This is a genomic window from Halorubrum sp. B53 (assembly GCF_059752395.1).
In genome coordinates this window covers 106,821-119,239 of sequence record NZ_MWTH01000015.1, presented here as the reverse complement: position 1 = coordinate 119,239, position 12,419 = coordinate 106,821, and the positions used below count along the sequence as shown (strand labels likewise).

At 66.3% G+C, this 12,419-nt stretch carries 10 protein-coding genes; 8 read left to right on the top strand and 2 right to left on the bottom strand.

Annotated elements, in window-relative coordinates; genetic code table 11:
- Positions 1 to 122 precede the first annotated feature (122 nt).
- The gene (locus tag B4V06_RS13025) at positions 123 to 1,205 is read left to right on the top strand and encodes a DUF2249 domain-containing protein (protein WP_498170151.1); all 1,083 of its coding nucleotides are present in this window, start codon (positions 123 to 125) and stop codon (positions 1,203 to 1,205) included.
- 119 nt (positions 1,206 to 1,324) lie between these two features.
- Here the strand turns inward: B4V06_RS13025 and B4V06_RS13020 are convergent, their stop codons facing one another.
- Together B4V06_RS13020 and B4V06_RS13015 are read right to left on the bottom strand one after the other, a co-directional pair.
- Positions 1,325 to 1,975, bottom strand: coding sequence for a DUF7998 family protein (locus B4V06_RS13020; protein WP_498170149.1), 651 nt, complete (start codon positions 1,973 to 1,975; stop codon positions 1,325 to 1,327).
- A gap of 59 nt (positions 1,976 to 2,034) precedes the next feature.
- The gene (locus B4V06_RS13015) at positions 2,035 to 3,393 is read right to left on the bottom strand and encodes a hypothetical protein (protein WP_498170148.1); all 1,359 of its coding nucleotides are present in this window, start codon (positions 3,391 to 3,393) and stop codon (positions 2,035 to 2,037) included.
- Between the two features lie 328 nt (positions 3,394 to 3,721).
- Here B4V06_RS13015 and B4V06_RS13010 point away from each other — a divergent pair, with 328 nt between their 5' ends.
- The 7 genes from B4V06_RS13010 to B4V06_RS12980 all read left to right on the top strand — a co-directional run bounded on the left by B4V06_RS13010 (position 3,722) and on the right by B4V06_RS12980 (position 12,389).
- Positions 3,722 to 3,955 carry a DUF2249 domain-containing protein gene (locus tag B4V06_RS13010; protein WP_123112407.1) on the top strand — a complete coding sequence of 78 codons (234 nt, stop codon included), beginning with the start codon at positions 3,722 to 3,724 and terminating at the stop codon, positions 3,953 to 3,955.
- 198 nt (positions 3,956 to 4,153) lie between these two features.
- Positions 4,154 to 5,995: a multicopper oxidase family protein gene (locus tag B4V06_RS13005; protein WP_123112406.1), complete on the top strand. Its 1,842-nt coding sequence runs from the start codon at positions 4,154 to 4,156 to the stop codon at positions 5,993 to 5,995.
- Between the two features lie 56 nt (positions 5,996 to 6,051).
- Complete coding sequence (locus B4V06_RS13000; protein WP_498170146.1) at positions 6,052 to 6,723, top strand: helix-turn-helix domain-containing protein; 672 nt, start codon at positions 6,052 to 6,054, stop codon at positions 6,721 to 6,723.
- Positions 6,724 to 6,861: 138 nt separating this feature from the next.
- Positions 6,862 to 7,200 carry a CGCGG family putative rSAM-modified RiPP protein gene (locus tag B4V06_RS12995; protein WP_123112404.1) on the top strand — a complete coding sequence of 113 codons (339 nt, stop codon included), beginning with the start codon at positions 6,862 to 6,864 and terminating at the stop codon, positions 7,198 to 7,200.
- A 293-nt stretch (positions 7,201 to 7,493) separates the two neighbouring features.
- Positions 7,494 to 8,714 (top strand): tellurite resistance/C4-dicarboxylate transporter family protein, encoded by a 1,221-nt coding sequence (locus B4V06_RS12990; RefSeq protein ID WP_123112403.1) that lies wholly within the window; start codon positions 7,494 to 7,496, stop codon positions 8,712 to 8,714.
- A 158-nt stretch (positions 8,715 to 8,872) separates the two neighbouring features.
- Positions 8,873 to 11,026 (top strand): catalase/peroxidase HPI, encoded by a 2,154-nt coding sequence (gene katG / locus B4V06_RS12985; RefSeq protein WP_123112402.1) that lies wholly within the window; start codon positions 8,873 to 8,875, stop codon positions 11,024 to 11,026.
- A 208-nt stretch (positions 11,027 to 11,234) separates the two neighbouring features.
- On the top strand, positions 11,235 to 12,389 hold the full coding sequence (locus tag B4V06_RS12980) for a hypothetical protein (protein WP_498170143.1): 1,155 nt from the start codon (positions 11,235 to 11,237) through the stop codon (positions 12,387 to 12,389).
- Positions 12,390 to 12,419: the final 30 nt, after the last annotated feature.

The window sequence follows — 12,419 nt, the reverse complement described above, 5'->3', positions numbered from 1 at the left end:
CTCCGGTTTCGGACCGGTGAGCATTCGATAGTTCATTCCTCGACTCCGTCTCGTTTAGTGTGCCCCCCGAACGGGTTCGGCTGAGAGACCATCCCGCTTCGCGACCGTGTTCGATCCGAGTGATGACCACCGAAATCGACCTGCAGAACTCCTCGCCTCGTGAGTTTCGAGGCCGGATCTACGACGCGCTCGACGAGATCGAACCGGATACCGAACTGCTCGTTGTCTCCGATCGAGATATCGACGCTCACCTGATCCGGTATCAGATCGAACGGGAGGACGCGCTCGACTGGGGTCACGAGGACCCCGACGCGGAACCACGCGAGGTTCGGGTGTTCAAACGAGGACCCCTCGGCGACGGGGAGTTGGGGACGTTCGACGTGCGCGACCTGATCCCGCAGCGGCGACACGAGGTGTTGCTCGACGCGTTCGATCGGCTGGGAGCGGGCGAGGGGTTCGTGCTGGTGAACGACCACGACCCGAAGCCGCTCTACTACGAACTCCGATCGATGCACGGCGACGTCATCGAGTGGGAGTACGCGAGTCGCGAGCCGGGCGAGTGGCGCGTCGAGATCGTGAAGACCGACGCCTCGACGGCCGACGACGAGGGCGTGATCACGCGGTACGACGTCCGAGAGATCCCGAAACCGGACCGCCACGAGACGATTCATCACCGGTACGGCATGATTCCCGACGGGGAGACGATGGAGCTCGTCGCTCCGCACGAGCCGCGGCCGCTCCGTCGCGAGTTTCGGGAGCAGTACGGTGACGCGTTCGACTGGGAGGTAGTCGAAAAAGAGCCCGGTCGCTGTCGGGTCCAGATCACAAAGGCCGAGCGAAGCGACTCCTCGTCCGACGGAGAGGAGCGCACGTCGGCGACGGCCGGCGATGACGGGGGCTCCGCCGAAGCGTCCGACGAGACGCCGGAGCGGACGGCGGAGCTCGACGTCCGCGACCTCCCACCCGCGCAGCGCCACGAGCAGATCTTCGAGGCGTACGCGGACCTCGACGACGGAGAGGGGTTTGTTCTGGTGAACGACCACGACCCGAAGCCGCTCTACCACCAGTTCGACGCCGAGGCCGGCCCGGAGTTCTACTGGGAGTACCGCAAGCGGGATCCCGGCGAGTTCAGGGTGCTGATCGGAAAGGCCGAAGCACACGGCGGTGATCCAACTGCCTCAGCGGATCCGAACCCACCGTTCTGAGTAGGCGGTTTCGAAGACCGAGAGATCAGAAGCGAGATCTCGGATTGCGTAATCGACCACGTAGTGGCCGTGCCCCGGCGGATTACCCTTTTCAGAAGTGTCCCGACGGACCAGCCCTTTCAGAACGGAGCGTCCGTCGATCCGCGGCTCGGCCCCTCGTTCTCCATCGACCGCTCCATCGGGTTCGACCCGATTTCGGAACCGCCCTCCGGGTCGGCGGTCACGCCTCCCGTCTCGAGGTACGTCTCTTCGAGGTCGGCGAGCTGCTCGTTGATCGCCTCGCTCTGGTGATGCATCGGTGCCGCACGGACGCGGACGAGGTCGTACTCGTGCCTCTCCGTAAGCCCGTTCCACGCGCGGAACGACCCGATCGTCAGCGTGTGGGTCTGCGGACAGAACGGCGTCGTCGGCGTGAACTCCGCTCGGAGCACGCGGTCGATCTCTTCCGAGTCGACGGCGTCGTCGGTATCGGCGCATTCGACGGCGTCGTCGGCGTCTTCGCGTTCGACGGCGTAGCGGTAGCCGGCGCCCGTGTGGCGCGTGTCGAGGTTCAACCGGGCGAGATTGTAATTAAACGTCATGTCGTACACCTTTCGCTCCTCGAAGCAGTCGCGCGTGAGGCGGTGAAACGCGACGTGGTCCGCCCCGGTGAGCAGGTCGTGAGCCTCGAGGAACTCGCCCGGCCTCGGGACGTGATCCGAAACGAACTCGTCGTACCCGTCGAACAGATCGCTGTCATCGGACCCGAACGGCGACGGAAAGCTGGGCATGTGCGCCCATTCGAGATCGCGAGGGGTACTCCTACCCCCGTACATGTTCGAGCCGGTCGTCACTCCTCGGCCGCCTCGTCGGGGGCGCCCGTCCGGCGCGGCGAGAACGAGCCAAAGAGGATCCGGTCGACCGAGTGAGGGCTGTGGCGGACCAACACGAGGACCATGTTGGACACGAACGCCGCGACGCCGACGCCAACTAACAGCCCGCCGAGGAGCGCCGGCCTTCCGGTGACCTCCAACAGGTTCGCGCCGACGATCACCGCGCTTCCGCTCCCGAGGAGTATTCCATCGACCGCGGCGAGTCGGTCGTCGTAGAGGTCGTCGATCATCGGAACGTCTTCCAACCCCAGCAGATCGCTGTACCGGTTGACCCAGATCACGAAGGGAATGATGTGGTAGAGCGTCCCGACGACGACGAATCCGATCGCCCCCAACAACAGCAGGTGGCCGGCGTTCGCCGCGCCGAGCAGCTGTGCACGCGTCAACGGGTCAGCGATCCACGCGGGCGCCGAGACGGCGACCCACAGCGCGAGCGCGCCCACCGCCGCGATGTACCGCGTGTGCATCGGAGTCCGTTCGACCCGCATCTCGTACAGCTTGCGTGCCAGGATGAGACAGAACGCCGACGCGGCGAACAGGATCAACAGGCCGCCGACCCGTGCGACGGGAGCGTGAGCCGCGAGCCGACCGACCGCGAGCACGACAACGCCGGTGGGATGCGCGATCTCCTCGATCGATCGAAGGCGATAGTCGATCCCGTGGAGCTCCGTCTGCGTGAACATCGTTCCGAGCTGGTACAGCGCCCCGTACACCGTCGTGAGAACGGCACCGAAGACGGCGAGGGTCGCGTGGGCTCCGACGACCCCGGACCGGCCGACGCCGACCCGCGAAAACGTCGGAACCGTGAAATCGATCGCGAGGAGGAGGCCGAGAACGGTCACCACGAGGAAGAAGCCGAGCGCACCGAGGAAGTGCCGTTCGGTGACGTCGTACTCCTCGACCGTGCCGAGCGTCCGGACGATGTTGTACGCGAAGACCCAGAAGCCGACGAGCATGAGCGTCGCGAACGGGACGAGCCACGCCGTCTCGACCCGGAGAAACGCGACGACGAACCCGGAGAGACCGGCGACGACCAGCCCCAACTGCACGTTCGCGAGACGCCGGGAGTGGAGCGTCGCTCCCGACCAGACGGGTACGAACTGCGTCATCGCTCCCATGATCGTGATACAGATCCATCCGGCTAACAGGAGGTGGAGGTGAGCGAGCCGCCCCAGTCCCGGAACGGCGTTCAGCTGTAAGCCGATCCCGACCCCGATCCCCGCGACGAGGAAGGCGAGCCCGACGACGAAATGTCGTAACGGGACCGTCATCGGGGGCTGGTGGTCCGTCTCGATGTTGCCTGGGATCGCGCCCATAGAATGGGGTACGGTCTCCGCACACCTGACAGTACCACCGAAGATGTTACCCTCCGACGGCCGTGGAACGCTTTTTAACCGGAGCGAAACGACCATCGGACCCTCCCGTCCCTCGAAGCGGGCTACCGTATCGGATACGTCCTTCCGGACGAGGCGATCGAACGCCTGCGAACGCTCGTCGACGGTACGGCAAACGCGTGTTCCGCGACCCCGCCGAACGGAGCCGACCGATCCCGTTCGCGGGAACCGAGTGTTGACCGCCGCGGGGGGTCGCGTGCCCGAATACGTTCGGGGGAACACCCACCCCCTCGTCGACGCTTGAACTGATATGGCAACTGAGCGACCCGAGGCCGATCGACGCCTGGACGCACGCGAGATCGACGGCGAACCGTTCGGCGATATCATGGCCGAGCTCGAGGCGCTTCCGCGCGGCGAGACGCTGCTGTTGGTCAACAGCTTCGAACCGGAGCCGTTGTATCAGGTCCTCGAAGAACGCGGGTTCCGGCACGAGACGACCTCCGGCGGGTCCGACGTGTGGTATATCGAAATCCAACACGAGTGACCACGGCTTTCCGGGTATTGACACAGCTTTTGACGCCTCGCTCCGGGACGGACCGCAGATCGAAGACACCCGATGGGTGGCGGAACAACGGCAGTCGTCCCCCGCACCTCTCTCTGGCGGCGAACATATTCGGAACCCGCCTCATAGAGTGGGGTTCGTCCGGTCCCCTATCCGGACGACCCCGCTAGCGTGTATGTAATGGATGACAGGGTCGGACGAGCTCGAGGCGACGTCGCTCGGCGGAAGTTTCTCGCGGCCGTAGGTATCACCGGCGCCGCGGCGCTCGCGGGCTGTTCCGGGAAGAGTATTGGTGCCCCGGTAGCCGCGGACGAGCCGGAAGACGGGGGAGAAACACCCGATGCGACCCATACGTCACCGGAGCTCGAACGGTGGGTCGACGAAGTACCTCGCCCGGGGGTCATCGAGCCGAACGGAACGAAGGACGGGCAGCCTCGCTACGAGGTAGAGATGGCCGAGGTCGAACAGAAACTCCACCGCGACCTCCCGCCGACGACGCTGTGGGGCTACGGCGGCCAGTTTCCCGGGCCGACGATCGAGGCCGAGCAGGGGGAACCGATCTACGTCCGGTGGCAGAATCACCTGCCGGACGAACACCTGCTCCCCGAGGATCCGACCATCCACGGCGACATCATTCCGTATGACGAGCCGGGCGCCCGCGTCGTGCCGCACCTCCACGGCGGCAACGTCGAACATGAAAGTGACGGGAAACCGCAGGCGTGGTTCACCCGCGACTTCGAACGGACGGGCCCCGACTTCGAAAAGAAGGACTACTACTACGCGAACGACCAACCGCCCGCAACACTGTGGTACCACGATCACTCGCTCGGTATCACGCGACTGAACGTTTACGCCGGCCTCGCGGGGTTCTACCTCCTCCGGAACGACCACGAGCGAGCGCTCGACCTCCCGACGGGAGACAACGAGGTCCCGCTCGTGTTACAGGACCGGAGCTTCAACGCGGACGGGTCGTTGCACTACCCCACGGGCGTCGCGAGGACGCAGGGTGAAGGAGACGGAGACGATTCGCGCCCCGATCCGAGCGTCGTTCCGCAGTTCTACGGCGACGTGTCGACGGTGAACGGGAAGGCGTGGCCCCGGCTGTCCGTCGACCCCGAACAGTACCGATTCCGCCTGCTCAACGGAGCCAACAGCCGATACTACGACCTCAAACTCCTCGAATACGACGAGGAGTCGGGTACCACGGGCGACGCGGGGCCGCCGTTCGTCCAAATCGGGAACGACGGCGGGCTCCTCTCGGAGCCGGTCGAGACTACCGACCGCCTCGAGCTCGGATCGAGTCAGCGGGCAGACGTCGTCGTCGACTTCGGCGAGCACGCGGGCGAGACCCTGCTCCTGCACAACGACGCGCCGGCGACGTATCGCGGGACGAGCGGGATCGAGGCGGACGGCGCTGAACCCCTGCCGGAGATCATGCTCGTCGACGTGGCGGCCGCGGAAGGCGAACGGGAGCCCGCGCAGCTCCCGGACACACTGACGCGAGTCCCCGAGATTTCGGCGGAGTCCGTCGACACCGAACGCTACCTCACGCTCGCCCGGCAGTCGGACGAGTACGGTCGCCCGCGCTACGCGCTCGGGACCGGCGACGAGAAGACCGGCTTCGAGCTCACGGACCCGGTCACCGAGGCCCCGAGGCTCGGAGACACCGAGATCTGGAGTCTCGCCAACTTCACGGGGATGTCCCACCCGATACATCTCCATCTCGTTCACTTCCAGGTGTTGGGCCGGCAGTCGGCCGCCGACTACGATCCGTCCGAAGACGAGGTCGATCCGGACGCGCTCGACGGCCCGGAGTCGTACGAGCTCGGGTGGAACGACGTGGTCAGCGTCGATCCGGGCGACGTGGTCCACGTGATCGCGCACTTCGGGGAGTACGATGGGTTGTTCTCCGATCAGACGGGCGACTACATGTGGCACTGTCACATGATCGAGCACGAGGACCACGACATGATGCGACCGTTCAGGGTCCGGCCGGCCGACGAGGAGAGCGGGAGCGACTGACGTCGTGATCGGGTGCGAAGACGAATTCATTTCCCCCCTGACGGCGAACGGACGGTATGGCGAAGGCTCGACTCAACGTTGACCTCCCGGACGGACCGTGGGTCGGTGAGGTCTCTCGGGAGTTTCCGGAGGCGCGGATCCAGGTACTCACCGCGACCCCCGGCGACGGCGCGGGATTCGCGCTCGTGAAGATCACCGTCGACGACGTCGACGGGATACTGGACGCGATAGCGGCCCACGACACGATCGAGGAGGTCTCGGTGATGGCGTTGAGCGACGGGGTCGCCACCGTCCAGGTCGAGGCGCACGCGCCGCTGTTGATGGCGGCCGCGCGGCAGGCCGGCATCCCGATCGAGATGCCCGTCGAGATCGAGAACGGGGTGGCCCGGATCGACGTCACCGGGCCGCACGAGCGCGTCGCCGACTTCGGGGAGATGCTCCGCGGCGTCGGCGCGGAGTTCGACGTCGAGTACGTGCAACAGCGGTTGAACCCGGGCGAATCGCTCACCGAACGGCAGCGAGAGGTGTTGTTCGAGGCGGTCGAACGCGGCTACTACGACGTGCCGCGCACCTGTACGCTGACCGAGGTCGCCGAACACGTCGGGATCGCGAAATCCACGTGCAGCGAGACCCTCCAACGCGTCGAACGCACGATCGTCCGGGAGTTCGTCGACGACCTCCCCCGAACTCCGATCGAGTTCGATCCCGACGCGGAGGACGACGGATAAGACGCCAGGATCACCGATCTGTGACGACCTGAGTCATGTGTGACTGCCGCGGTGCGGACTGCGCTGACTCGCCGAGAACCGAGAGGTGACGAACATGTTCGTACTGATGCGGAGGTGCGTCCGTCTCATACGTCTCGTATGTCCACACGAGACCGGCAGTCCGACGACGAACGCACCCCCGCCGCCGAATCCGACGAGTCGCTACCGTCGTTTCTCACGGAGCGCCACGACGCGTCGTGGTCCGCGAACCTCGAAGGGGAGCGGTACGCCGACGACCGCGAGACGTTGATCGAGCACGCACTCGCTGCCGTCGATCGGACGGGCGCCGACTACCACGTCAACCTCGTCACGCATCCGAACCACGGGACCCCCGACGAGTACCTCGAGGCGCCGATCCGCGAGCGCTACCCGGACGCGGAGACCGGCGTCGTCGATCAGTGCGGTTGCGGCGGGTACGTGTATCGGGTCCAGCAGTGACGACGCCGGGGTTCGTTCGTCCGGGTCGGTCGCAGTCGGGGGTCCGGTACGCGTCTACCGGTGATGTAAATTAAATCGGTCGCCTCAGGGTGGACTGCCCTGAGACGACAGGCGCCCGGGACGAGCCACCGGTCGTTCGGCTCGTCCCCGAACGACGAGAGAGGTCACGAGCGAGAGCACTCCATTCATCGAAGGAGTTCGTGAGGCGCCGCCCCGTAACGGTAGCCACTTACGGTCGGAACGACCAGCAGCGGACGGTACGGTGGGGCCGGCCAACACGTTGAGGAACTGTAATGACTGGTTCACCCGAGACGGACACGACTAGTTCACCCGAGACGGACACGACTAGTTCACCCGAGACGGACGGCCGGATCACCTCCGCTGACGGGGCGACGCTCGGTAGCGCTCTCGAGGCGCTCGACCCCGCGTACTTCGGATTCGTCATGTCGACGGGGATCGTCTCGATTGCCTTCTTCGAGCTGGCCGTCCCGGTCGTCGCGCTGCCGCTGGCGGCCTTCAACGTCGCCTGTTACGCGTTGTTGCTCGCGCTGTTCGCCGTTCGGACCGCGGCGTTTCCCCGACGGACGCTCGCCGATCTACGGGACCGCGACCGACACTGGGGGACGCTGACCTTCATCGTCGCCACGGACACGGTCGGGGTCCAGTTCCTGCTCTTCTTCGACGCCGTTTCGGTGGCGGCCGCGCTGTGGGCCGCGACCGTCGTCGCTACGCCGCTGCTGCTGTACTACCTGTTCGCGACCGAGGTTATCGGCGCGGGCAAGGCCGACGTGAGCGAGCGGATCGACGGGGCCTTTCTGCTCGTGATCGTCTGTATGCAGTCGCTCGCGGTCCTCGGCGGGCTGCTCGCTGAACCGCTGGCGGGGTACGGGAACGCGGTCGTGCTGTTGAGCATGAGCTACTTCGGCTCGGGGTACGTCCTCTACGTCGTCGTCGTCACCGTCGTCACCTACCGGCTCCTCGACGGCGCGGTTCGCCCCGACGACTGGACGGGACCGTACTGGATCGCGATGGGCGCGGCGGCCATCACGACGCTGGCCGGGGCGACGGTCGGCCCGCTGCTGGGGACGGTGCCCGGGTGGGAGCCGTACGCTCCCGTCGTCGTCGGCGCCACGTTCTTCGCGTGGGCGATCGCCTCGTGGTGGATCCCCCTGCTTGTCGTCCTCGACGTCTGGGCCTTCCTCACCGACGGGGTCGAGGGTCGGCCTCCCGTCTGGGTGCTGCTGTTCCCGTGGTCGCGGCTGGGGTTCGGCGACCGCCTCCACGCCTACGCCCCGACGGCGTGGGGCCGCGTGTTCCCGATGGGAATGTACACCGCCGGCACCCTCAATCTCGCCGGCATCGGCGCGTTCGGAGCGCTCTCGGTCGTGCCGACCTACTGGGGGTGGTTCGCGCTGCTCGTCTGGGCGGTGACGCTCGTCGGGACGGGGCGAGCCGTCAAGCGGGTCCTCGTCGGCGGTGGCCCCGCAGGGGACGACAGATCGACGGCGACGTAGCGTCCATGCGAGGAGAGCACACGTAACAAATACTCATGAAATTCGCAGTATAGAAACAAATATTCATTAAGTAGAAACACAGGTTGTTTTTGCTGCTATTATCCCTCCAAAGTGAACATCTTTTTATCCGAGGTGACGGAACGTGAGGTCGTATCCGAATGTCTCAGAAGACAACTCAAGAGTGGTGGCCCAACCAACTGAACTTGGAGATACTCGACCAGAACGCCCGCGACGTCGGTCCCTACGAGGAGGACTTCGACTACGCCGAGGCGTTCCAGTCGCTCGACCTCGACGAAGTGAAGGCGGACCTCGAGGAGCTGATGACGAGTTCACAGGACTGGTGGCCGGCCGACTACGGCCACTACGGGCCGCTGTTCATCCGGATGGCGTGGCACAGCGCCGGGACGTATCGAACGGCGGACGGCCGCGGCGGCGCGGCCGGCGGCCGGCAGCGGCTCGCGCCGCTCAACAGCTGGCCGGACAACGCGAACCTGGACAAGGCTCGCCGGCTGCTCCTCCCGATCAAACAGAAGTACGGCCGCAAGATCTCGTGGGCCGACCTGATGATCCTCGCCGGGAACGTCGCCATCGAGTCGATGGGGTTCAAGACGTTCGGCTACGCCGGCGGCCGCGAGGACGCCTTCGAGCCCGACGACTCCGCCTACTGGGGTCCGGAGTCCGAGATGGACACCCAGGAGCGCTTCGACGAGCCCGGCGAGATCGAGCCGGGACTCGGCGCGTCCGTGATGGGGCTCATCTACGTCAACCCCGAGGGGCCGGACGGCAACCCCGACCCAGAGCTGTCGGCGAAGAACATCCGACAGACGTTCGACCGCATGGCGATGAACGACAAGGAGACGGCGGCGCTCATCGCCGGCGGCCACACGTTCGGGAAGGTCCACGGCGCCGACGACCCCGACGAGCACCTCGGTCCGGAGCCCGAGGCGGCGCCCATCGAGGCGCAGGGCCTCGGCTGGGAGAACGACTACGGGACCGGGAAGGGCGGCGACACGATCACGAGCGGGATCGAGGGCCCCTGGACCGGCTCCCCGACCGAGTGGGACATGGGCTACATCGACAACCTGCTGGAGTACGAGTGGGTCGCGGAGAAAGGGCCCGGCGGTGCCTGGCAGTGGCTCCCCAAAGACGGGGAGCTCCGCGGGAGCGCCCCGGACGCCCACGACCCCGACGAGGACGTCACCCCCATGATGCTCACGACCGACATCGCGCTGAAGCGCGACCCCGATTACCGGGAGATCATGGAGGAGTTCCAGGAGAATCCGATGGCGTTCGGCATGAACTTCGCGAAGGCCTGGTACAAGCTCACCCACCGCGACATGGGCCCGCCGTCGCGGTTCCTCGGCCCGGAAGTCCCGGACGAGGAGATGATCTGGCAGGACCCGATCCCCGAGGTCGACCACGACCTGATCGGGGACGCGGAGGCCGAGGAGCTCAAGGCCGACATCCTCGACACCGACCTGACGACGCGACAGCTCGTCAAGGCGGCGTGGGCCTCGGCGTCCACGTACCGCGACAGCGACAAGCGGGGCGGCGCGAACGGCGCGCGCGTCCGGCTCGACCCCCAGCGCGACTGGGACGTGAACGAGCCGGAGCAGCTCGACGCGGTGCTGGAGACGCTCGAAGGAATTCAGGCGGAGTTCAACGCCTCGCGCGACGACGACGTGCGCGTCTCGCTCGCCGACCTGATCGTCCTCGGCGGCGCCGCCGCCGTCGAACAGGCGGCCGCGGACGCCGGGTACGACGTGACGGTCCCGTTCGAGCCGGGACGGACCGACGCCTCGCAGGAGCAGACCGACCCCGACTCGTTCGAGGCGCTCGAGCCGCGGGTCGACGGGTTCCGGAACTACCTCGGGGACGGCGTCGAGCACCCCCCCGAGGAGCTCATGGTCGACAAGGCTGACCTCCTCGACCTGACCGCCACCGAGATGACCGTGCTCGTCGGCGGGATGCGCGCGCTCGGCGCCACCTACGAGGACACGGACCGCGGCGTCCTCACCGACAGCCCCGGGTCGCTGACGAACGACTTCTTCGTGAACCTGCTCGACATGGGGACCGAGTGGCAGCCCGTCGAGGCGGCCGCGGAGGAGGCGGACGTGTACGAGGGGATCGACCGCGAGACCGGCGAGGTCGAGTGGGAGGCCACGCGGCTTGACCTCGTCTTCGGCTCGAACTCCCGGCTCCGCGCCATCGCGGATGTGTACGGGAGCCAGGACGCCGAGGAGAAGCTCGTCCGCGACTTCGTCGACGCGTGGACGAAGGTGATGCGGCTCGACCGCTTCGACCTCGAATAGGTCGCGACGCCGCGCTCGTCGCGGACGCCGTTTTTATCCGCGCGATCGGTCGGTCAGTGAGCGACTCGAATCCGTCGGTCGGCGGTTTCGCACTCCGCGATGAATCCTCCGGCGGCGTCGAGAACCGCCCCGGGACCGACGGACCGGGAGCGCCGGCGGTGCCTCGACCGTCCGAAGAACTTTATCAATTACCGTCGATCGCTGTAGAATGGCGCCCCCTGACGGGGAGCCGGGGGGAGATCCCTCCTCCGGCGAGAATTCCGAGCCAGACGCCGAATTAGCGCTGAGTGACGTCCGATCTCCGGTGGCGTCGCGGCTGATCGCCGCGTTCCGGTCGCTCGACCGTCGCAGCCTGTTCGCCGTCTCACTGCTCGTTGGGGGAGTTCCGTTTGCGGCGAGCGCGGTCATCGCATTCCGAGGCGGGTTCGGACTCCGGTTCCTGCGGACCGGGTCGGTCTACGTTTGGACCGTCGGCCTGTTCGTCGGGGGACTCACGTTCGGGTGGTGGGCCAAGCGATACCCGGAGCTGTGGGTGAGGCTCAGACCCGTCTTCGACGTATCCGAGACCGAGTATCGAGCCGTCGTTCGGTCTCGGATCGCCGAGATGTACGATCTCGGGCGCGTCCTGCTGTGGTTTCCCGTCGTCCTGCTGTCGGGCGTCATCTACGATTTGGTGTTGGTCGGGGCCCCGTACGTGATCTACGTACGGAGCGCGGATCCCCGGGTTTCCGTCGCCGCTCCGACGGTGCGTCTACCCCTCGGCGTGTACGCCGACTGGCTGGGCGTTATCAACTACGCGTTCGGCATCGTGAGTCTGGTTGGGCTCCTGATAGCCGTTCACGTCGCGGTGATCCACGTCCGCTTGGTCAGCGACGTAACGCGTCTGCGAATACGAGAGGTTCGAACGGCCGCGGTCGAACTCACGCCGCTCGCGCGGTTCAACATCGTCATCTCGGTGGGGTGGTTCGCCTCCCTGACCTTCGGGATGGTGCTCTTGATCGCCACCGAGTACGATCCCTGGACGGATCCGCTGTTCCTATCGACGTTCCTCCTCGTGTTCCTGTTCGGCGTCGTCCTGTTCGCGGTCCCGCAGTTTTCGATCCACACCGCCCTTCAGTCGGAGAAACGGACGCTCTTGGGCGAGATAGACGCGAAGTACGAGCGCATGTACGAAGCCCTCTCCAGTGCGGGGGATTCGGCACACTCGCCCGAGGACGTCTCCACACGGTTGGATGTCCTCGAGGCCCGACGGCGGAACGTGACGGAGATCCGAACGTGGGCGTACGACCTGCCGGGCGTGGTGTCGCTCCTGGTCTCGTCGGTGATTCCGCTGATCCTCCAGTTCGGGCAGATGATCACGTGACCGCGCGGGCGTCACGGGAAGCGTTCGGCT